Annotated in this window: 21 protein-coding genes and 1 pseudogene; 9 read left to right on the top strand and 13 right to left on the bottom strand. The window is 64.1% G+C overall.

Annotated elements, in window-relative coordinates; genetic code table 11:
* Positions 1–5: 5 nt before the first annotated feature.
* A complete protein-coding gene (gene ptsP, locus NKJ76_RS06620) occupies positions 6–2,276 on the bottom strand; it encodes a phosphoenolpyruvate--protein phosphotransferase (RefSeq protein WP_352537048.1) in 2,271 nt (756 codons plus the stop codon).
* Between the two features lie 83 nt (positions 2,277–2,359).
* Positions 2,360–3,613, bottom strand: coding sequence for an aspartate kinase (locus NKJ76_RS06615; RefSeq protein WP_023672973.1), 1,254 nt, complete (start codon positions 3,611–3,613; stop codon positions 2,360–2,362).
* 245 nt (positions 3,614–3,858) lie between these two features.
* On the opposite strand from NKJ76_RS06615, the gene NKJ76_RS06610 reads away from it, so the two are divergent.
* The 4 genes from NKJ76_RS06610 (at position 3,859) to NKJ76_RS32380 (ending at position 7,357) form a co-directional block, all read left to right on the top strand.
* Positions 3,859–5,700 (top strand): CHASE3 domain-containing protein, encoded by a 1,842-nt coding sequence (locus NKJ76_RS06610; protein ID WP_352537047.1) that lies wholly within the window; start codon positions 3,859–3,861, stop codon positions 5,698–5,700.
* Entirely contained in the window at positions 5,697–5,996 is a 300-nt protein-coding gene (locus NKJ76_RS06605; RefSeq protein WP_352443928.1) for an antibiotic biosynthesis monooxygenase family protein, read from the top strand. The genes NKJ76_RS06610 and NKJ76_RS06605 overlap by 4 nt, the downstream gene beginning before the upstream one ends.
* A gap of 84 nt (positions 5,997–6,080) precedes the next feature.
* Positions 6,081–6,830: a bifunctional 2-polyprenyl-6-hydroxyphenol methylase/3-demethylubiquinol 3-O-methyltransferase UbiG gene (gene ubiG / locus NKJ76_RS06600; RefSeq protein WP_023672976.1), complete on the top strand. Its 750-nt coding sequence runs from the start codon at positions 6,081–6,083 to the stop codon at positions 6,828–6,830.
* Positions 6,831–6,853: 23 nt separating this feature from the next.
* Complete coding sequence (locus NKJ76_RS32380) at positions 6,854–7,357, top strand: MmcQ/YjbR family DNA-binding protein (RefSeq protein WP_502902281.1); 504 nt, start codon at positions 6,854–6,856, stop codon at positions 7,355–7,357.
* Here the strand turns inward: NKJ76_RS32380 and NKJ76_RS06590 are convergent.
* Positions 7,273–8,162 (bottom strand): annotated as a pseudogene (locus NKJ76_RS06590) (DMT family transporter). The gene NKJ76_RS32380 and the pseudogene NKJ76_RS06590 sit on opposite strands and share 85 nt — an antisense overlap.
* A 91-nt stretch (positions 8,163–8,253) precedes the next feature.
* Between NKJ76_RS06590 and NKJ76_RS06585 the strand changes: the two are divergent.
* Positions 8,254–8,739 carry a MarR family winged helix-turn-helix transcriptional regulator gene (locus NKJ76_RS06585; protein WP_023672979.1) on the top strand — a complete coding sequence of 162 codons (486 nt, stop codon included), beginning with the start codon at positions 8,254–8,256 and terminating at the stop codon, positions 8,737–8,739.
* Between the two features lie 4 nt (positions 8,740–8,743).
* On the opposite strand, the gene NKJ76_RS06580 is transcribed toward NKJ76_RS06585, so the two are convergent.
* The 4 genes from NKJ76_RS06580 to NKJ76_RS06565 form a co-directional block, all read right to left on the bottom strand.
* Positions 8,744–9,169, bottom strand: coding sequence for a DUF1178 family protein (locus NKJ76_RS06580; RefSeq protein ID WP_023672980.1), 426 nt, complete (start codon positions 9,167–9,169; stop codon positions 8,744–8,746).
* A complete protein-coding gene (locus NKJ76_RS06575) occupies positions 9,166–10,032 on the bottom strand; it encodes a carbon-nitrogen hydrolase family protein (RefSeq protein ID WP_352537046.1) in 867 nt (288 codons plus the stop codon). Before NKJ76_RS06575 ends, NKJ76_RS06580 begins: the two co-directional genes overlap by 4 nt.
* A gap of 86 nt (positions 10,033–10,118) precedes the next feature.
* Positions 10,119–10,400, bottom strand: coding sequence for a glutaredoxin 3 (gene grxC / locus NKJ76_RS06570; protein ID WP_023672982.1), 282 nt, complete (start codon positions 10,398–10,400; stop codon positions 10,119–10,121).
* A 22-nt stretch (positions 10,401–10,422) separates the two neighbouring features.
* Positions 10,423–11,208: a ComF family protein gene (locus NKJ76_RS06565; RefSeq protein ID WP_196814130.1), complete on the bottom strand. Its 786-nt coding sequence runs from the start codon at positions 11,206–11,208 to the stop codon at positions 10,423–10,425.
* Between the two features lie 72 nt (positions 11,209–11,280).
* Between NKJ76_RS06565 and NKJ76_RS06560 the strand changes: the two genes are divergently transcribed.
* On the top strand, positions 11,281–12,153 hold the full coding sequence (locus NKJ76_RS06560; RefSeq protein ID WP_352537045.1) for a methyltransferase domain-containing protein: 873 nt from the start codon (positions 11,281–11,283) through the stop codon (positions 12,151–12,153).
* 12 nt (positions 12,154–12,165) lie between these two features.
* On the opposite strand, the gene NKJ76_RS06555 is transcribed toward NKJ76_RS06560, so the two are convergent.
* The 5 genes from NKJ76_RS06555 to argJ all read right to left on the bottom strand — a co-directional run bounded on the left by NKJ76_RS06555 (position 12,166) and on the right by argJ (position 15,315).
* A complete protein-coding gene (locus tag NKJ76_RS06555) occupies positions 12,166–12,348 on the bottom strand; it encodes a Flp family type IVb pilin (protein ID WP_023672984.1) in 183 nt (60 codons plus the stop codon).
* Between the two features lie 127 nt (positions 12,349–12,475).
* Entirely contained in the window at positions 12,476–12,784 is a 309-nt protein-coding gene (locus tag NKJ76_RS06550) for a hypothetical protein (protein ID WP_023694000.1), read from the bottom strand.
* 97 nt (positions 12,785–12,881) lie between these two features.
* Entirely contained in the window at positions 12,882–13,298 is a 417-nt protein-coding gene (gene mutT / locus NKJ76_RS06545) for an 8-oxo-dGTP diphosphatase MutT (RefSeq protein ID WP_023685791.1), read from the bottom strand.
* Positions 13,295–14,044, bottom strand: coding sequence for a GNAT family N-acetyltransferase (locus NKJ76_RS06540; RefSeq protein WP_023713717.1), 750 nt, complete (start codon positions 14,042–14,044; stop codon positions 13,295–13,297). Before NKJ76_RS06540 ends, mutT begins: the two co-directional genes overlap by 4 nt.
* 29 nt (positions 14,045–14,073) lie before the next feature.
* Complete coding sequence (argJ, locus tag NKJ76_RS06535) at positions 14,074–15,315, bottom strand: bifunctional glutamate N-acetyltransferase/amino-acid acetyltransferase ArgJ (RefSeq protein WP_352537044.1); 1,242 nt, start codon at positions 15,313–15,315, stop codon at positions 14,074–14,076.
* A 169-nt stretch (positions 15,316–15,484) separates the two neighbouring features.
* Here argJ and NKJ76_RS06530 point away from each other — a divergent pair, with 169 nt between their 5' ends.
* Both NKJ76_RS06530 and NKJ76_RS06525 read left to right on the top strand, forming a co-directional pair.
* Entirely contained in the window at positions 15,485–16,714 is a 1,230-nt protein-coding gene (locus tag NKJ76_RS06530; RefSeq protein WP_352537043.1) for a caspase family protein, read from the top strand.
* Between the two features lie 114 nt (positions 16,715–16,828).
* A complete protein-coding gene (locus NKJ76_RS06525; RefSeq protein ID WP_023704295.1) occupies positions 16,829–17,416 on the top strand; it encodes a TetR/AcrR family transcriptional regulator in 588 nt (195 codons plus the stop codon).
* Positions 17,417–17,462: 46 nt separating this feature from the next.
* Here the strand turns inward: NKJ76_RS06525 and NKJ76_RS06520 are convergent, their stop codons facing one another.
* Positions 17,463–18,383, bottom strand: a complete 921-nt coding sequence (locus tag NKJ76_RS06520; RefSeq protein ID WP_352537042.1) for a peptidylprolyl isomerase — start codon at positions 18,381–18,383, stop codon at positions 17,463–17,465.
* Positions 18,384–18,627: 244 nt separating this feature from the next.
* Between NKJ76_RS06520 and secA the strand changes: the two genes are divergently transcribed.
* A complete protein-coding gene (secA, locus tag NKJ76_RS06515; protein WP_023714961.1) occupies positions 18,628–21,360 on the top strand; it encodes a preprotein translocase subunit SecA in 2,733 nt (910 codons plus the stop codon).
* Positions 21,361–21,411: the final 51 nt, after the last annotated feature.

Below are 21,411 nucleotides of genomic sequence, written 5' to 3'. Positions count from 1 at the left end.
TAATGCTATAGCGGGATGGAGCGGTCGTCGGCGAAGGCCTGCAGCAGCGCCCGCATCGGCAGCCCTTGAGCTGGCGCCATCAGATTGTCGGCAAAGAAAGCCTCCAATTCCTCCAGTGGCAGTTCGGTCAACATCGCCTTGACCGGGCCGATCGAGGCTGGAGACATCGAGATCGAGCGGTAGCCGAGGCCGATCAGCGCCATGGCGGAAATGGGTTTTCCGGCAAGCTCGCCGCACAGCGTCACCGGCGTGTGGTTGCGAACCCCGGCGTCGGCGATCTGCTTCAGAACCCGCAGGAACGGCGTCGACAGCGTGTCGAAGCGGTCGGAGAGCTGCGTGTTCCCCCGATCGACCGCCATGACGAACTGGAACAGGTCGTTGGAGCCGACCGAGACGAAATCGACCGCCTTCATCAACTCGTCGAGCTGGAACAGCAGCGACGGCACTTCCAACATGGCGCCCACCTTGAGGCTGGTCGGCAGATGGTGGGCAAAGCGGGAGAGATGCCGCACTTCGCGGTCGATGATCTCGCGCGCCTGGGCGATTTCGCCGAGCTCGGTCACCATCGGCAGCATCAGCTTCAGTTCGCGCCCGCCGCAGGCCTTCAGCAGAGCGCGGATCTGGGTCCTGAGCAGACCCGGCCGGTCGAGCGTCAGCCGGATCGCGCGCCAGCCGAGCGCAGGGTTTTCTTCCTGGACAGCGCCCTTGAAGTAGGGCAGCACCTTGTCGCCGCCGATGTCGATGGTGCGGAAGGTGACCGGCTTGCCACGCGCCGCGTCCAGCACGTCGCGGTAGAGCCGCTCCTGCGCCTCGGCGCGCGGGAAGGTCGAGGCGACCATGAACTGCAATTCGGTGCGGAACAGGCCGATGCCGGCCGCACCCGCCTCGGCCAGCTGCGGCAGGTCGACGGCCAGGCCCGCATTCATCAGCAGGTCGACCTGGACGCCGTCCTTGGTCACCGACGGCTTCTTGCGCAGTTCCCGGTAGACTTCCTGCCGGCGCGCCCGGAAGCGCACTTTTTCGGCATAGGCGGCTTCGAGGTCGGGCTGCGGCCGCAGATGGATGGTGCCTTCCTCGCCGTCGACGATGATGGCATCGCCGTTTTCCGCCATGGAAACGGCGCCCTTCATCTGGCCGGCGACCGGAATGCCCATGGCGCGCGCGACGATGACGACATGGCTGGTGGCAGCGCCGTCTTCCAGCACCACGCCGCGCAGCTTGTCCCTGGGATAATCGAGCAGTTCGGCCGCGCCCATCGAGCGCGCGACCAGGATGGCATCCTTCGGCAGTGACGCCGCGACGTCGTCAGGCCCGCGCCCCATCAGCTGGCGCAGCAGCCGGTTGGCGAGATCGTCGAAGTCGCTCATCCTCTCGCGCAAATAAGGATCGGTCATGTGCAGCATGCGGGCGCGCATGTCGCTCTGCACCTTTTCCACCGCCGCTTCCGCCGTCAGGCCGTTGCGGATCGCCTCTTCCAGCCGGCGCACCCAGCCGCGGTCGTTGGCAAACATGCGATACGCCTCGAGCACCTCGCGATGTTCTCCCTCGAAGGCGACATCGCGCCGCTCCAGCATGTCGTCGATGGAAAGCCTGAGCGAACCGAGCGACGTCTCCAGCCGGCGCACCTCTTCCTCACTGTCCTCGTTGAACAGATTGGTGACGACGATGCGTGGCTCATGCAGCACGACATGGCCGAGGCCGACACCCTCGTTGAAGGACAGGCCGGTAAAGCTGACGGGACGGCGCAGGTCGAGTTCGAGGCCGGGCCGGGTCAGGCGCGCGAGATCGCCGGTGGCGATCATCTCGGCGATCACCATGGCGGTCGTTTCCAGCGCCTCGAGCTCGTCGTCGCGGTAGTGGCGCATGGTCTTGTTCTGCACCACCAGCACGCCCAGCGTGCGCCCTGCCCTGAGTACGGGCACGCCGAGGAAGGAATTGTAGATCTCTTCGCCCGTCTCCGGCAGGTAGGCGAAGGCCGGATGTTCCTGCGCATTTGAGAGGTTGAGCGGCCGCGCGCTCGCGGCAATGGTGCCGACGAGGCCCTGCCCCAGCCGCAGTTGCGCCAAATGGACGGCGTTCGGGTTCAGACCTTCGGTGGCATAGAGTTCGAGCACCGAATCGGCGCGCAGCACATAGAGCGAGCAGACCTCGGCGACCATGTTGGAGGCGATGTCGCGCACGATCCGGTCGAGCCGCTCCTGCGGCTCCAGCGGCTCCTGCATGAGCTCGCGGAGCCGTTTCAGCAGAACGCGCGGGCCGCTGGCCGTATCACGCATCGCGGCTTCTTCTCCAATGGGCATTTTGCCCGCCGCAGTTTCCACTGCGACCGGCGCACACGCAACAACTCAAATCGCTCTCGCTACTGCTTATCCAGACCGTACACGGAATGCAAAGTACGAACCGCGAGTTCCGTGTAGGGACCGTCAATCAGTATCGAAATCTTGATCTCGGAGGTAGTGATGGCGCGGATGTTGATCGCCTTGTCGGCCAGCGCCTTGAAAGCGGTGGCGGCCACACCGGCATGGCTGCGCATGCCGATGCCGATGACCGAAACCTTCGACATGCCGGCTTCCGACTGCACCACGTCATAGCCGATCGAAGCCTTCAGACGCTCCAGCACGGCCAACGCCTTGTCCACGTCGCCGGACGGCACGGTGAAGGTCATGTCGGTGAACTTGCCGTCCTCGGAGATGTTCTGGACGATCATGTCGACATTGATGTTGGCCTCGGCCAGCGGGCCGAAAATGCCGGCGGCAACGCCCGGGCGGTCGCCGACGCGGCGCAGAGAAATCTGCGCTTCGTCCTTGGCGTAGGCAATTCCGGTGACGACCTGCTGTTCCACGATCTCTTCCTCGTCGCAAATGAGCGTTCCCGGAGGATTGAGCAAATCCCCCATTCCGGGCGCATCGGGATCGTCGAAGGACGACCGCACGAACGTACGCACCCTGTGCACCATGGCAAGCTCGACCGAGCGCACCTGCAAGACCTTGGCGCCGAGCGAGGCCATTTCGAGCATTTCCTCAAACGAAATCTTGTTGAGCCGCCGCGCCTTCGGCTCGATGCGCGGATCGGTGGTGTAGACGCCGTCGACATCGGTGTAGATGTCGCAGCGGTCGGCCTTGACCGCCGCGGCAATGGCAACCGCGCTTGTGTCGGAGCCGCCGCGGCCGAGCGTGGCGATGCGGTTGTCCGGGCCGATGCCCTGGAAGCCGGCGACGACAGCCACCTGACCTTCGCCGAAGCGCTTGATCAGGAACGCGCCGTCAATTTCGAGGATGCGCGCCGCGCCATGCGCGTTGTCGGTCTTGATCGGGATCTGCCAGCCCTGCCAGGAGCGGGCATGGACGCCCATATTCTGCAGTGTGATCGCCAGCAGGCCGGCAGTCACCTGCTCGCCCGAGGCGACCACGGCGTCATACTCGCGCGCGTCGTGCATGGGCGAGGCTTCGCGCGTCCAGCCAACCAGTTCATTGGTCTTGCCCGCCATCGCCGAAACCACGACAGCGACCTCATGGCCGGCATCGACCTCGCGTTTGACGTGACGCGCCACATTGCGGATGCGGGCGATGTCGGCGACGGAGGTTCCGCCGAATTTCATCACGATGCGCGCCATGGAAGCGAAATGCCTTTGACTGAAGCCGGCCCAGGACCGAAAGGGGAAGTAAGCGCTCGACAGAAGCCGGCCGCTGAATGCGCGCCTCCTTAGCCAAATGATCACGGTTTCGCAAGGCTGGCGGCGGATGCCGGCTTCAGGATCGCGGCATATTGCGTTCGGCCCCGCCGCCGCTTACCAAATGCTGCCCGCGGGAAACTCCTTTTGGTCCGGCATATCGAATGATTGTTCGCCTTCGACGCGCCATGCGGTGGCAATCGCTGCCGCTGTTCATCGGCTTCGCCGTGCTGGCGTTGATCGTCGGCACACGCGCCGTGCTGGTCGAGACCCAGAGAGCCAATCGTGAGGCCGCGCGCGAGGCGGTCGAGTATCAGGAATTGCTTTCCGGTTTGCTTGCGATGGCTCAGGAGGCCGAGACCAGCCAGCGCGGCTATCTCCTGACCGGCGAGAAATCCTACCTCCAGCCTTATCGGCAGGCGGTCGACGCCATTCCGGGCCAGCTTGCCCGCATCGACGGCATGACCGCGCCGGACGACGAACTCGTGCAGCAGATCAACCACGTCAAGGACGCGCTTTCACAAAACCAGGCCGAATTGGCTGAGACGATTGCACTCTACGATCGCGGCGATGCGGCAAAAGCTCTGGAACTGGTCCGCAGCGGCCAGGGCAGGGCCGCCATGGACCAGATCCGGGCCAGCATGGACAAGATCCGGCGCATCGGCGGCGCAGCCATCGCCGCGCGCGACGCCCACACCGACCGGGTCGAAAACTGGCTGCGAATCGGCTCGATAGCGGCGCTGCTGGCGATCTTCCTGCTTGGCGCCTACACGGTTCGCCTTTCGCGCCGCCGGTTCCGCGCAGTGGCGATCGCCCAGGAAGAGCTGATGCGCAAGAACATCGAGCTCGGCAACGAAATCCAGACGCGTGAAAAGGCCGAATCGCAGATCCGCCAGATGCAGAAGATGGAGGCTGTGGGCCAGCTGACCGGCGGTATCGCGCACGATTTCAACAACATGCTGGCGGTGATCATCAGCGCCATGAACCTCGCCCAGCGCAAGCTGGCGCGGGGCGAGCACGACATCATGAAATTCATCGAAGCGGCGACCGATGCGGCGACCCGGGCCGCAAACTTGACGTCACGGCTGCTTGCCTTCTCGCGCCAGCAGCCGCTCGCGCCTCAGGTTGTAGACGCCAATCGTCTGGTCGCCGGCATGTCGGACCTGCTTCGGCGGGCGCTCGGCGAAACCATCCGCATCGAAACCGTGCTGGCTGGCGGCCTGTGGAAGACCCATGCCGATCCGAGCCAGCTCGAAAATGCCATTCTCAACCTGGCGGTCAATGCGCGAGACGCCATGGGCGAGGACGGCAAGATGACCATCGAGACCGCAAACAGCCACCTCGACGAGAGCTACGCCGCCACCCATGCCGAGGTCAACGCCGGCCAGTATGTGATGATCGCGGTCAGCGACACCGGCGCCGGCATGCCGGCGGACGTCATGGAGCGGGCTTTCGAGCCATTTTTCACCACCAAGCCGGTCGACAAGGGCACCGGCCTCGGGCTGAGCCAAGTGTTCGGCTTCGTCAAACAGTCCGGCGGGCACGTCAAGATCTACTCGGAACCCGGCCAAGGCACCACGATCAGGATCTACCTGCCGCGCTTCTTCGGCCCGGAAGAGGCCGCCATATCTTCGGAACGAGCCGGAAATCCTGCCGTGCCGGTCACCGAAACCATCCTTGTCGTGGAGGACGATCCACGCGTGCGGGCTTCCACCACGGATGCCATGCGCGAACTCGGCTACACCGTCATTCATGCCGCAAGCGGCCAGGAAGCGCTGGAAAAGCTGAGCGACAACCCTGGTGTGGCGCTCATGTTCACCGATATCGTCATGCCGGTGATGAATGGCCGCAAGCTCGCCGAGGAGGCGCTGGCGCGCATGCCGAAGCTGAAGGTGATCTTCACCACCGGCTTCACCAGGAACGCCGTCGTCCACAATGGCGTGCTCGACCATGACGTGCATTTCCTGGCCAAGCCCTTCACCATCGAGCAGCTGGCGGCGAAATTGCGCGACGTGCTGGACGCAAGATGACCGAGGCCCTGGAAATCGTCACCTTTCGCCTCAAACCTGGAGCGGAAGCGGGCTTTGCCGCCGCCAACAACCTGGTCGCCGACTGGCTGGCGCGGCAACCTGGTTTCGTAAACCGCTGCCTGGCGCGGCGGGACGATGGCGGATGGGTCGATGTGGTGCGCTGGCGAAGTCGCGAGCAGGCTCTCGCCGCCGCAGGCCGGATCATGGCCGAGATCGGCGATTGCGAAGCGATGCGGGCCATCGATCCCGCAAGTGTTGCGATGGAACATGCGGCGATTGTGATCTCGAGGCCATAGGTCGACTAGCCAGCAGTCGCAAAAACCGGCCTTGACTTTCTTGCCCCGGCACCCGACTTCCTAGCGTCCGAGGAGACCCGCCCCATGCCAGAGGCCCGACGATCGACAATCGATGCCGGAGAAGTGGAACGCTTTTCCGCGCTTGCCGCGGAATGGTGGAACCCGAACGGCAAATTCCGTCCGCTGCACAAATTCAACCCGGTCCGGCTTGCCTATATCCGGGACCAGGTGGCGGCGCGCTTCGGCCGCGATCCGCGGGCGGCGCGGCCGTTCGAAGGCCTGCGTTTCCTCGATATCGGCTGCGGCGGTGGGTTATTGTGCGAGCCAATGGCAAGGCTTGGCGCCGAAGTGGTCGGCGCCGACGCCTCGGCAACCAACATCGAGGTGGCGAAGCTGCACGCGGCCGAAGGCGGCGTGACGGTGGATTATCGCGCTACGACCGCTGAGGATTTGGCCGATTCCGGCGAGAAATTCGACGTCGTCCTCAACATGGAAGTCGTCGAGCATGTTGCCGATGTCGACCTGTTCATCGGCAAGTGCGGCGAGATGGTCAAGCCCGGCGGCATCATGTTCGTGGCCACCATCAACCGCACGCTGAAGGCACTGGGCCTGGCCATCATCGGCGCCGAATATGTGCTGCGCTGGCTGCCGCGCGGCACCCACCAGTTCGGCAAGCTGGTGCGGCCCGAAGAGCTTGAAAAGGCGCTCGGCAGCGCCGCCATGACCATCATCGACCGTACCGGCGTGACCTACAATCCTCTCGCCGACCGCTGGGCACGCTCCAAGGACATGGACGTCAACTATATGGTGCTGGCGGAAAAACGATCGGTCTGAACGAAGGGGCGGCCGTGGACACTATGAGGGCCCGAGAGCTGGCGCTCGATCTTCCCGAAACGGTCGAGCAATCGCATTTCGGCAAGGCTGACTTCCGCGTCCGCAACCGTATCTTCGTCTCTCTGCCCGAAGCCGACCGTGCTGTCGTCAAGCTCGACCGCGACCAGCAAGAGATGATGGCCGCGGCTGAGCCATCGGTTTTCAGGCCCGTGACAGGCGGCTGGGGCCAAAAGGGATGGACGTCGATCATGCTCGAAGCCTGCGACGAACAGACATTCCGCAGCGCAGTTCGGGCGGCCTGGCGAAACGTCGCCCCCCCGCGCTACGGAAGCGCCTCGACGCGAGCCAAATTTAAGCTTGAGCAGTTCGAGCAAAGTGTGAAGCGGTTTTCCCGGGAAAAGCGCATAGCGCTTTGCCTAGGGAATTGCGTAAACCAAAGACCCTATGCCTTCTGGCTCTGCGCCTTGGTGGTGATGATCACGCCGATGGTGATGATCACCGCGCCGGCCCAGGTCAGCAACTGGTAGTGCTCGCCGAGTAAGATGGTTCCGGCAAACAGGCCGACGGCCGCCGCCACATAGCCGATCTGGCTGAGATAGACCGGACCGCCCACGGCCTGCAGCCGGAAGAAGAAGGCAAACATCGCCGAGGCCGAAGCGACTTGCGCCACGACAACCAGCGGCACGGCCCTGAGCGGGGCGAAAGCGCCGACGCCGAACAGCGTGAGAATGCCGATCAGCAGCAGCGTCGCCGAGGCCAGGTGGCTGCCGACGGCCAGTTCGATCGGACCGGTGCCTTCGGGCCAGTCGACGGTGCGATAGATATTGCCGGCGGCAAGGCTGACCGGGATCAAAAGTCCGACCAGCACCCAGTAGACATCGGCCGGCTGGCCGGCCTCGCCGCGCGTCACCGCCACCATGACGGCGCCGATGAAGCCGACGGCGATACCGATACTGCCGAGCGTATTTGGCCGTCGAACGCCGAGCAGGATCGAAAACACCAGTGTGATGACCGGCGACAGCGTGAACATGATGCCGGTATAGCCGGCGCCGAGATGCGGGATAGCCGAAAACATCAGCAGATTGGGCACGGCGTAGGACACGGCGGCGGTGATGAAGAAATAGCGCAGTCTGTGCGAGGTGAGCCGCATGCGCTCGCCGTTCGCGAGCAACGCGCACAGCAGCACGCCCCCGGCGCCGAACGAGATGACGAAGGCCCAGACCATGGCCGGAACCCGGCAGCCGTCGCCAGCTTGCCGAACGGCAGGGTCAGGCCGAGCAGGCCGCCGGTGACGACCAGCAGGCCAAGCGCCGATTCCCAGAGAAATTTCATCGGATGGTCCCGTCACTCACTTGCGGCACTGGGTCGAAACTGTATCTTGAGGTAGCATATCTTAACGTCAAGATACTTAGCGGTGAGACAAATGGATCGCGCGGCAAAGGCGGTGGAGCAATGGAAGCGGGAACGGCCGGACCTGGAGGTGTCGCCAATGCTGGTGCTTGGGCGGCTGAACGAAGCCTCGTCGCTAATCGCCCGCGAGCGCCTCGCCCCGCTGTTTGCCCGTTTCGGACTGCAGGCCGGCGAATTCGATGTGCTGGCGACGCTGCGCCGCTCCGGCCAGCCCTACGCGCTGACACCGACCGCTCTATACGAGGCGACGATGGTGACCTCTGGGGCCATGACCAACCGGCTCGACCGGCTTGAGAAGGCCGGACTGATCCTGCGCGGCCCGCACCCCAACGACCGGCGTGGCATTGTCGTGCAACTGACCGAAAAAGGTCTGGCCTTGATCGACGAAGCCCTGACCGCCCACGTCGCCAACGAGCATGAAATCCTCGCCGGGCTCACCGGCACGGAGCGGGGGGCACTGGCTCAGTTGCTTGGCAAATTGATCGATAGCGCCAGCTGATCGCTCAATTGCGCTCCTCGGGAAAACTCGGGATCGGCATGAAATCGATGCCATCCTCGGCCAAGCTCTTGGCTTCGTCCAACGTCGCCTCGCCATAGATGCCGCGCGCATCGCTCTCGCCGAAATGGATCTTGCGCGCTTCCTCGGCAAACTTGTCGCCGACATAGTCGGCATTCTCGCGCACCTTCTCGGCCATCGCCTTCAGTTGCGCCAAAGCCTGCTTCTGGGTTTCGCCCATGGCCAGCGCAATTGTTTCCTGCTTCCGCGCGGTGGAGACGGCTGGCGCCATCAGCGCCTTTTGCACCTTGTGCGAGCCGCAGCTCGGGCAATCGACGAAGCCGCGCTTCTTCTGCGTGTCGAAATCGTCATTGCTGCGAAACCAGCCCTCGAATTCGTGCTCGTGCTCGCAGATCAGGGCAAAGCGGATCACGAAGCCGCGCCCCTGAGCCGCGGCGCTTCCACTGCGCCGGCATTGACGGCAAAATCACGCGCGTTCTTGAGATTGGGGATTTTCTTACGCGCGGCCGACGACTGCGCCGTGTCGATCTCGGCGATGATCACCTCCGGATCGTCATGGTCGGCCTCGGCGAGAATTCGACCCCATGGGTCGACGATCAGCGAATGGCCATAGGTTTCGCGGCCATCCTCATGCAGGCCACCTTGTGCTGCAGCAACCACATAGGCGCCGTTCTCGATGGCACGGGCTCGCAGCAGCACATGCCAGTGCGCTTCGCCGGTCTGGCGAGTGAAGGCGGCAGGCACCGACAAGAGGTCGGCGCCGGCCATCGCCTCGGCGCGGAACAGCTGTGGAAAGCGTAGATCGTAGCAGACGGCAAAGCCCAGCCTGGCGCCGTCGATCTCGGTGACGACCGCTTCGGTGCCCGGCTCATAGGCGGCGGATTCGCGCCAGCTTTCGCCATTGTCGAGATCGACGTCGAACATGTGGATCTTGTCGTAGGTGGCGAGCGTCGCGCCGTCCGGCCCAAACAGCAGCGCCCGGTTGGCGAGCTTGCCGTCGGCGCGCAGGATGGCGGTAGAGCCAATATGCAAGAAGACGCCGAGTTCGCTGGCGAGCTTGCGCGCGGTCGCCACGACGATGTCCTTGTCTTCCGAGGTGAAGGAAGCAGCCCCGGCTTCCTTGTCGCGGATCAGCGCACCGGTCATTTCCGGGGTCTGGATGTAGGTTGCACCGAGGCCTGCCGCCTCGCGCACCAGCCGTTCGAGATCGATCGCGTTGCGCTCAGGGCTCTCGCCCGAACGCATCTGGATCGCCGCCGCCTTGAAAACACCCATCGTCACGTCCTCTTTGAGCAATTCCAGGAAAAGTGTGTAACGGTTTTCCGTCCGGAATTGCGTAAAAACAAAGACATAGAGCGGCGCTACGAACCGCTCTTTGTCGTCGAGCCGTTGGCAAGCAGCCTATCCAGCTGCCCCCGTGCCTCCAATTCGTGGAGGTCGTCGGAGCCGCCGACATGCGTGTCGCCGATGAAAATCTGCGGAAAGGTCGAGCGGCCATGCGCCCGCGAAATCATTTCCTGGCGCAATTCCGGCGAAAACGAAGCGTCATGCTCGGTGTAGGCGACGCCCTTGCGGTCGAGCAACCGCTTGGCCGCCGCGCAATAGCCGCACATCATACGGGTGTAAATCGTCACATCGAGCATCGGTCCGTGCCTTTCCTTGACCTTATATAGTCGCGGACTCGTCGGCCCGAAAGTCCCCCGGCAGGACACGCGCAAAGGTCAGCACATCGACCGCTCCGGCGCCGCCCTTCTTCAGCGCCTTGGCGACCGAGCGCACGGTAGCGCCGGTGGTGTAGACATCGTCGACCAGAAGCACGCGGCGCCCAGTGATCTCGATTTCGGCTTCCGCAGGCACACGGAAGGCGGCGCGCACATTGTCCTCTCGCTCCTGCCGCTCCAGCCCGACCTGCTGGCGCGTGAGCTTGACGCGCCGGACCGCCGAGGGCGAGAAAGGCAGCCCGCTAAGCTGCGCAACCGCCCTTGCCAACTCCGCCGACTGGTTGAACTGCCGTCGAAAGAAGCGCCGCCAGTGCAGCGGCACCGGCACGACGACATCGGCGTCTGCAACTAGCTCGGCCCCGGCGCGGAGCATCCAGCGCGCCATCCATGGCGCCAGATCGGTGCGGTCCTGGTATTTCAGCCCTTGCACCATCTGGCGGGCGACACCGGAATAGGCCACAGCCGCCCGCGCCCGCTCGAACGGCGGCGGATCGGCGATCGCCTCGGCCGACAGGAACCCCTCGCCCATATCGTGGGTGAATGGCGTGCCCATCACCGCGCACCATGGCCGCTCCAGCAGCCTCAGCTTCGGCCAGCAGGCACCGCACAAAACGCCGGGTTGCGAGACGTGCCTGCGACAGCCGGCACAGACCGGCGGGAACAGCATCCGCGCCGGCCAGTCCAACATGGCCAGTTTCAACATGATTTGAGCGAGGCTCTTGATCTCCATCACCGGATCGGCCACGTGGTTTTGTCGTCCGCGCCAGGATATCACTAGACAGACAAACAGGGATGTCTACCGTTGCAGCCGATCATCGATACTGAACTTTGGCTGGTGCGCAAGCGCAGGGCGCTGGCCCACCCCGTAGCCGGCGCGGATTTTCTGATGCGGCGGGCGGGGGAAGACCTTGCCGACCGGCTCGGCGCGGTCGAGCGGAAATTCGGCAAGGCCGCGGTGCTGTTTTGCCAGACGCCGGACGCAACGGACGTGGTCGCTGCAAGCGGCAAGGCAGCGGAGATCGTGCGCGTCGAGGCAGATCCAGCGTTTCTGGACGGCCGGCCAGGGCTGATAGCACCGCTGGAAACAGTGCCGTTCCAGCCGGAAAGCCTCGACCTCGTCGTTTCACTTCTGTCGTTGCAGGCGATGAACGACATTCCCGGCATGCTGGTGCAGATCCGCCGCGCTCTGCGGCCCGACGGGCTTTTCCTCGGCGCCTTTGCCGGCGCCGGCACGCTTTCCGAATTGCGCGAAAGCCTGCTCGCCGCCGAGACCGAACTCTATGGCGGCGCCAGCCCGCGTGTCATCCCCTTCACCGATGTTCGCGACGCCGGCGCACTGCTGCAGCGCGCCGGACTGGCGCTGCCGGTGGCCGACGTCGAAACGGTGACCGTCCGCTACGATACCCTCTTCGACCTCATTGCCGATCTCAGGGCGATGGGCGAAACCAGCGCGCTGACTGATCGCAGCCGGCGACCGGGAGCGCGAAAGCTTTTTACCCGTGCCGCCGAAATCTATGCCGAACGCTTTTCGGACGCTGATGGCCGCATCAGGGCAAGCTTTTCCATCGTCTGGATGTCGGGCTGGGCGCCCGATGCCTCGCAGCAAAAGCCCTTGAAACCGGGTTCGGCGAAGGTCTCGCTGAAGACGATACTGGAAAACCCCGGCGGGCGGTGACGGCGCTCCGGATCAGTGCTCGGCGAAGGCGTTTGCGAGCCTGCTGTTGTTGTCGCTGAACAGAAACTGGATCGCATTGCTGGCCTTGCCGACACCCCCGACGATGGCAAGCGACAGCACCGCAACGATCAGGCCATATTCAATGGCCGTGGCGCCTGTTTCGTCCTGCAAAAATCGGCGCAGCAATGGCTTCATGATCGTCGATCCCTCTCATCCCCGACCATATCGCCGACCTGTTAAGAAAGGTTAACGGCACAAGCTTAACAGGCTGTGAAATGGGCCTGCGTTGAGGAAGTTCTCAAGCTGGTGTCGACCTTGTTGGTCAGCAGTCGCCGCTGCGTTGGCCGTCGGCGCGGATGATGCAGACTGAGCTCGGTGAGGGCTGCAGCACGCTTCTGCGCAGCGTATAGGTGGCCCGCGAGCCGATCGAACCCGTGCTCATCGGGTCGAGACCGCCTGCAAGAGCATCGCGGCTGGATGATCGCGTCTGGTTGTCCAGCACGGGGACCGCGATCAGCGCCAGCGCCACTGCGGCAGAGCCGAACAACAGCGTGACGCGCAATAAGCCGACGCCGGCGGCGCGAAAGCTGCGATCTGGCCGGATCGAGTCCCATTCCCTGTCGAGGCTCATGCAATCGCTCCCCGCGAACCCGCTTTGCCGCAATTTTTCACGACGAGATAAATCTTCCATTAACGCTGGCTAGATCAGACCGCGAAATGGCTTTGTATCACAACAGGTCGATGAGGAACTGGATTAGCGGCGCGTCGGCCGGCGGCATGGGATAGTCGCGCATCTGCTTTGGCCGCACCCATTTCAACGCCTGCCCTTCCCTGGGCTGCGCGATGCCGCGGAAGCGGCGGCAGACGAACAGGGGCATCAGGAGATGGAAATCATCATAGGAATGGCTGGCGAAGGTGAGCGGCGCCAGGCAAGGAATGTCAGTCTCGATGCCGATTTCTTCCTGCAGTTCGCGGATCAGGCATTGTTCCGGCGTCTCGCCTGGCTCTACCTTGCCGCCGGGAAATTCCCACAGGCCGGCAAGCTGTTTGCCCTCGGGCCGCTGCGCCAGAAGCACCCGCCCATCGGTATCGACCAGCGCGCACGCGGCGACCAGCAGCAGGCGTTTGCCGGTGATCTCGCTCATGCGCCCGGCGGCCGGCGATAGTGGTAGCGATAGACTTCGTCGAAGCCCAGCGAGCGATAGAGCGCCAGCGCCGGCGCATTGCCGGCCTCGACCTGCAGCCAGGCTTCGCGAGCGCCACGCAGCCTCGCCCACTTCAGCGCCGACAGGATCAGGTTGCGGCCATGGCCCTGATTGCGCGCCGACTTGGCGGTGGCGATCTCGAACAGACCGGCAAGATCGCCGTCATGGACGCAGATCAGCACCGCCAGAGGGTCGGCCCCTTCCTCCAGCGCAAACAGCCCGACTTCGGGTTGGATAGCGCCGATGATTTCCGAAAGACCGGGCCGCAGCGATGCATCCGAGCCGCTGACCTTGAGCGACGCGCCGAGAAAGCGGCTGATATCCTTCAGCGGAATCTGGTCCATGGCCGGCGCCAGTTGCGCGTCCGCCAGCGGCAGCCGCATCACCAGGGATTCGTCGAATGTGCTCCAGCCCTCATTGTCGAGATGCTTGGCTAGGTCCGGCCCCGACAGCGGCGAGATGCGGAAGGTCAGCGGCCTGCCATAGGCGTCGAAGCGCCGGCTGGCGCGGCCGATGCGCTCGGCAATGTGCTGGGTGTCGCCGGGATCGAGCGGGTTGACCGAGTTCAGCCGCTTGGCCGGATGGCCGGCTGTCAGCCGCACCACCCAGGTGCCGTCATAATGCACGGCCGCCGCCGGCCAGGCGCGAAACCCCGCAGCCTCGTAGCGGCGCACGATGGCGAGCATGCTTGCCGGATGCCTGGAAGCCAACTCCATCAGCTCCGGTAATCGCCATTGATGGCGACATATTCCTTGGTGAGGTCGCAGGTCCACACCGTCGCCTTGCCGCGGCCGATACCGATATCGGCGCGGATGCGAATGTCGTCGCGCTTCATATAGGCCGAGGTCGCTTCCTCGGAGTAGCCCGGGTCGCGTTCGCCCTCATGCGCCAGACGGTTGTCGCCGAACCAGATCGACAGCCGGTCGCGATCGGCCGGCTCGCCGGCCTTGCCGACGGCCATGACGACGCGGCCCCAATTGGCGTCCTCGCCGGCAACCGCCGTCTTGACCAGCGGCGAATTGGCGATGGACAGGGCGATGCGCTTGGCCGAGCGCGCCGATTTGGCGCCGGTAACGGTGACTTCGACCTGCTTGCGGGCGCCCTCGCCGTCGCGCACCACTTGCAGCGCCAGCGATTTGAGCACCTTGCCCAGCGCCCGGCGGAACGCGCCGAGACGCGCATCCTTGGGATCGCTGATGGCGGGCGCGCCGCGCTTGGCAGCGGCTCCGGTGGCGAACAACAGCAGCGTGTCGCTGGTCGAGGTGTCGCTGTCGACGGTGACGGCGTTGAAGGTCTTGGCCGTGCCGCGCGACAACAAGTCCTGCAGCACGGGGGCGGCGATCGGCGCATCGGTGGCGATGAAGGACAGCATAGTCGCCATATCGGGCGCGATCATGCCGGCGCCCTTGGAGATGCCATTGATGATGACGTCGGTGTCGCCGAGCTTGACCGTCGCTGTCGCCACTTTCGGATAGGTGTCGGTGGTCATGATGGCCTTTGCCGCCTCGGCCCACAGATCCGGCTTGCCGTCCTTGACCAGTCCGGCGAGCAAATGGCTGAATTTGGTGGTGTCGAGCGGCTCGCCGATTACCCCGGTAGAAGCGAGGAACACTTCGCCTGGCGTGCAACCTGCGGCCTTGGCCGCGGCCTCGCCGGTCAGTTGGGTGGAGGCGCGGCCCTTCTTGCCGGTGAAGGCGTTGGCGTTGCCGGAATTGACGACCAGCACCCGCGCCTTGCCGGCGCCAAGGTTCTCGCGGCAGAAGTCGACCGGCGCCGAGGGGCATTTCGACTTCGTGAACACGCCGGCAACCGCTGTGCCGGCATCGAAGACCATGGCCAAGAGGTCGGTACGGTTCTTGTACTTGATCCCGGCCTCTGCGGTGGCGATGCGCACGCCCTCAATGGCAGGCATTTTGGGATATTTCTTCGGCGCGAGCGGCGAAATCGTTGCGGACATTGGAGACCTCGGGCGAGGGAAAAACGCTGTGCGAAGGCCGGTTTGCCCGATAGCACGGCCCGGCGCAAGGGCGTTTTCTTGGCCGCCGCTGTCGGCAAGCCACCAGGGATTAAGCTTGCATTTCAAATCCGTTGGCGTCACCGGGGCCTCTGGCGTTATGATATCGGCCATGGGCAGGCTGGTGATCTTGGCGGTGGCGTTTATGGGGCTTTTGCTCCTGAGCGCCGATGCGCAGCCGGAACGGCGCGTGGCGCTGGTCATCGGCAATGGCACCTATGCCGAAGCCGGCACGCTCACCAATCCGGTCAACGATGCGCTCGATATTGCCGGCAAGCTGCGCTCGATCGGCTTCGACGTCATCGAGGGCAACGATCTCGGCAAGCGCGAACTCGAGCGCAAGATCGGCGAATTTTCCGATGCGCTGGAAGGTGCGGGCGTCGGGCTTTTCTATTACGCCGGCCACGGCCTGCAGGTGGAAGGGCGCAACTACATCGTGCCGGTCGACGCCCGGCTCGACATGCCGGTCAAGCTGCAGCTCGAAGCCGTGCCGATTGACGAAGTCCTCGACATCATGGAGCAGCAGACCAAGGTCAGCCTGGTTTTCCTTGACGCCTGCCGCAACAATCCCTTTGCCCGCAGCCTGAGCCGCACCGCCACCACCCGCTCGGCAACGGCACTTGCCGGTCTGGCGCAGTTCGATTCGAAGCGCGGCTCCTTCATCGCCTTCTCGACGGCGCCAGGCGCTGTCGCCATGGACGGCACCGGACGCAATTCGCCGTTCGCCGCCGCCCTGCTGCGGCACATGGCCGAGCCCGGCCAGAGCATCAACGACATGATGATCGCGGTGCGCCGCGACGTGGTCTCCGAAACCCGCGAGGGACAGCGCCCATGGGAACAGGGTTCGCTGCTCGAACGGTTTGAGTTTGTGCCCGGCGGCGAAACGGTTGCACAGCCGAAGCCCGCCGTCCCCCCGGCGCCCGAAACAAAGGTTGCGGCACTCGAACGGTCTGTAGGCGACGACAAGACCGCAATCGAGAAATTCCTGCGCGACGACTATCTTGCGCCCGATGCCGCGGCCATCGGCGAGACCGTCAAGCGGCTCTATGCGCCTTCCGCCACCATCTTCGGCACGCGCTATGACAGCGACGCCGTCGTCAAGCTCAAGACCGACTGGTTCGCGCAATTTGCATCCTGGTCGTTCAGTCTCGAGCCCGGCAGCCTCGAGGTGACGCCGCAGGGCGAGAACCGCGCCGAAGCCGTGTTCGCGATGAGCTACGACTATGTGTCGAAAGACAAATCGGCGGCGCGCATGACCGGCAAGGCACGCGTCACGCTTGGGCTGGTGAAGAGCGACGGCCAGTGGCGGATCGCCTCGGAAACCTCGCAAGCGATGAACTGAAAATCCACGCGAAGGGCGAATGTGAGACCTGCTTCTACAAGCGCTGGAAACGGGCCGTTTCGTTTGCCTGCCAGCTCACCTATATTGCCGGCGAGATTGTTGGCGAGGACAGACATGGGCGAGGATCCGGCGCGCAGATCGATCGGGGCGCGGCGCAACCCAGACAGCGCCGAGGCCATTCTCGAGGCCGCGGAGGCGGTGCTGGTCGAGGCCGGCTATGCCGGCTTCTCCATAGAGGCCGTGGCGCGGCGGGCGCGCGCCGGCAAACCCACGATCTATCGCTGGTGGCCGAGCAAGGCGGCCCTGCTGTTAGAGGTCTACAAGCGGCAAAAGCGTGTCGACGTCCCCGATACCGGCAGTCTCGAAGACGACCTCGTCGGTTTCCTGAGGAACCTCTTCGCGCATTGGCGCGACACATCCTCGGGCAGCGTATTCCGCTCGCTGATCGCCGAGGCCCAGTCGGACGAAGCGGCGGCCGCGGCCCTGACTGGCTATGCCGATGGGCGCGTGTCCCACACCGCTCGGATCATCGAGCGCGCCAAGGCGCGCGGCGAGGTTGCGGCCGATGTCGACGCAGCGCTGGTCGCCGACCTCATCGCTTCCTATGCCTGGAAACACCTTTTGACCAACCGGCTGGACGAAGATGAGGCGACAATCCGTGCCACTGTCCGCTATGTGATGTCAGGCATCTCCCGCAATTGAAAAGGGCGCCGAACGGCGCCCTTTGCATGTTTTTTCGGTGCCGGCCTTACTTGCCGGCTTCCATCGTGTCGACGGCCTTCTTCAGATTGGCGTCGGGGATTTCAACCTTTGCGCCGCCGCGCAGCTGCTTGACCAGTGCGAAATACTTGTCGCGGATCACCGCCTGCTTGGCCTGGTCCTTGACGTCGTCGAAGGCCGGCGGCTGTTTGGTGCGCTTGTCCTCGAGCTTGATGACATGCCAGCCGAATTGCGTTTGCACCGGCTCCTTGGTGTATTTGCCGATTTCGAGCGCAACTGCCGCCTTGTCGAATTCCGGCACCATCTGCCCCGGGCCGAACCAGCCGAGATCGCCGCCATTGGTCTTGCCCGAGGGATCGCTGGTATGCTCGTTGGCGAGCTTCTGGAAGTCTGCACCGCCATCGAGCTGCTTGATGATCGCCTCGGCCTCTTCCTTCGTCTTCACGAGGATGTGACGGGCATGAATCTCATTGACCGGCGGCGTGCTGGCGATTTCCTGGTCGTAGCGGGCGCGCACCTCGGCATCGGTAACCTTGTCAACGACGCCCTTCTCGACCATCTCGCCATGCAGCGCGCGCTGCTGCAGGAACGCCATGCGGCGCTGGAATTCGGGATCCTTGTCGAGCCCAGTAGCGACCGCCTGGGCGGCCATGACGCGGATTTCGATGGCCGCCGAAAGGGCGGCGGCGCGGCGCTGCTCGGGTGGCAACTGCGAGAACTGCTGCGACAGCTCGCCCTCGGCAAGCCCAAGGTCCGCCTCGGTCAGCTTCTGGCCATTGACGGTAGCGATAACGGCGTCCGGATCGACGGGGGCTGCCGCCGGCGCTGCTGCGGCATCGGCCGGGGCGGGAGCGGCTTCCTGGGCCATCAGCGGAGACAGCGACAGGGCCAACAGGCCGAAAGCCAAGCCAAGGCTGGCGAGCGACGCACGGCGAAACAGTAAGGACATCAAGATTAACTCCAAGGGGGGATTGGTAGGGCTTGCAGATCAGCCGGATTGTGGCGGAATTTGGCGCTGCCCATAGGGCTAACGCGGCGTTGACATCAGTTGAGCCCCCTCTTATCTGTCCAACGACTTTGCGTCCAGAACCGTTTTCCGGGCGCTTTTTGTGTTTGTCCGCGTTTCACGCGGAATTGATGGGGCCGGCCGGCGCTCATCTCAAAATTGAGAATTCTATCGAAAGGACCATCGGATGGTCAGTCTCGGCGGTCTCGCCCGTAAGGTTTTCGGTTCCTCCAACGATCGTCGCGTAAAATCGACCCGGCCGCGTGTCGAGGCGATCAACGCCATGGAAAACGAGATGCGGGCGCTGTCCGACGCCGAGCTTCAGGCCCGCACGGAAAAATTCCGCCAGGATATCGCCAACGGCGCCACGCTCGATGACCTGCTGGTGCCGGCCTTCGCCACCGTCCGCGAGGCATCCCGCCGCGTGCTCGGCATGCGCCCGTTCGACGTGCAGCTGATCGGCGGCATGGTGCTGCACAATGGCGGCATCGCCGAAATGCGTACCGGCGAGGGCAAGACCCTGGTCGCCACCCTGCCCGTTTATCTCAACGCGCTTGCCGGCAAGGGCGTCCATGTCGTCACCGTCAACGACTACCTTGCCACCCGCGACTCCGAATGGATGGGCCGCGTCTACAAATTCCTCGGCCTCTCGGTCGGCGTCATCGTCCATGGCCTGTCCGACGAGGAACGCCGCGTCGCCTACGCGTCCGATGTTACCTATGCCACCAACAACGAGCTCGGCTTCGACTATTTGCGCGACAACATGAAGTATGAGCGCGCGCAGATGGTGCAGCGCGGCCACAATTACGCGATCGTCGACGAAGTCGATTCCATCCTGGTCGACGAGGCGCGCACGCCGCTGATCATTTCCGGTCCGCTCGAGGACCGTTCGGAAATGTACAACACCATCGATGCCTTCATGCTGCAGCTCGGCCCAGCCGACTACGAGATCGACGAGAAGCAGAAGACCTCGATCTTCACCGAGGAAGGCACCGAGAAGCTGGAAAACCTGCTGCGCGCGGCCGGCCTGCTCAAGGGCGAGTCGCTCTATGACGTCGAGAACGTCGCCATCGTCCACCACGTCAACAACGCGCTGAAGGCGCACCGGCTGTTCCAGAAGGACAAGGACTACATCGTCCGCAACGACGAGATCGTCATCATCGACGAATTCACCGGCCGCATGATGCCGGGCCGCCGCTATTCGGAAGGCCTGCACCAGGCGCTCGAAGCCAAGGAGCATGTGGCGATCCAGCCGGAAAACCAGACGCTGGCATCCGTCACCTTCCAGAACTATTTCCGTCTCTACAAGAAACTGTCCGGCATGACCGGCACGGCGCTGACCGAGGCCGAGGAGTTCGGCAACATTTACGGCCTCGAAGTCACCGAGATCCCGACCAATCTGCCGGTCATCCGCAAGGACGAGGACGACGAGGTCTACCGGACGGTCGAGGAGAAGTACAAGGCGATCGTCAAGGAGATCAAGGAAGCGCGCGCCAAGGGCCAGCCGACGCTGGTCGGCACCACCTCCATTGAAAAATCCGAGCAGCTGGCCGAGCGCCTGCGCAAGGAAGGGTTCAAGGATTTCGAGGTGTTGAACGCCCGCCACCACGAGCGCGAGGCCGCCATCGTCGCCCAGGCCGGCAAACCCGGCGCCATCACCATCGCCACCAACATGGCGGGACGCGGCACCGACATCAAGCTCGGCGGCAACGCCGAGATGCGCATCGAGGACGAACTGGGCGACATGCCTGCTGGTCCCGAGCGAGAGGCGCGCGAAAAGGAAATCATTGCCGATGTCGAGCGCCTGAAGGAAAAGGCGCTAGCCGCCGGCGGCCTCTACGTGCTCGCCACCGAGCGCCATGAATCGCGCCGCATCGACAACCAGCTCCGCGGCCGCTCCGGCCGCCAGGGCGACCCCGGCCGTTCGAAATTCTTCCTGTCGCTGCAGGACGATCTGATGCGCATCTTCGGCTCCGAGCGCATGGACGGCATGCTGCAGAAGCTTGGCCTCAAGGAAGACGAGGCCATCATCCATCCGTGGATCAACAAGGCGCTGGAAAAGGCGCAGAAGAAGGTCGAAGCGCGCAACTTCGACATCCGCAAGAACCTGTTGAAATACGACGACGTCTCGAACGACCAGCGCAAGGTGGTGTTCGAGCAGCGCATCGAATTGATGGACGGCGAAGGCCTGTCCGAGACGATCGCCGAGATGCGCGAAGGCGTCATCGAGGAGATCGTCACCAAGAACATCCCCGAAAACGCCTATGCCGAGCAGTGGAACGTCGCCGGCCTCAAGGCCGAGGTCGCCGAATTCCTCAATCTCGACCTGCCGGTCGAGGACTGGGTCAAGGAAGAAGGCATTGCCGAGGACGACATCCGCGAGCGCCTGACCAAGGCCGCCGACGACGCCGCCAAGGAGCGCGCCGAGCGCTTCGGCCCAGACGTGATGAGCTATGTCGAACGCTCGGTGGTGTTGCAGACGCTCGATCATCTGTGGCGCGAGCACATCGTCAACCTCGACCATCTGCGTTCGGTCGTCGGCTTCCGCGGCTACGCCCAGCGCGACCCGCTGCAGGAATACAAGAGCGAGGCGTTCGAGCTGTTTCAGGCGCTGCTCGGCAATCTGCGCCAGGCCGTCACCGCGCAATTGATGCGCGTCGAACTGGTCCGCCAGGCCGCCGAAGCGCCGCCGCCCGAAGCGCCTGAAATGTTCGGCAGCCACATTGACGGCACCACGGGCGAGGACGATTTCGAGGGTGGCGAGACCGCACTTCTGGTCCGCCAGGAGAGCAACGCCATCGTCGCTCCCGAAGACCGCGATCCGAACAACCAGGCGACCTGGGGCAAGATCGGCCGCAACGAAGCCTGCCCCTGCGGCTCCGGCAAGAAATACAAGCACTGCCACGGCGCGTTTGCCTGATTTCGAAGGCTAGGTCGGCGGGACAGCACCCCCCTCTGGCCTGCCGGCCAT

The organism is Mesorhizobium sp. M0029 (assembly GCF_040323735.1).
GTDB lineage: Bacteria > Pseudomonadota > Alphaproteobacteria > Rhizobiales > Rhizobiaceae > Mesorhizobium.
This window is presented reverse-complemented; position numbering and strand designations above follow the sequence as displayed.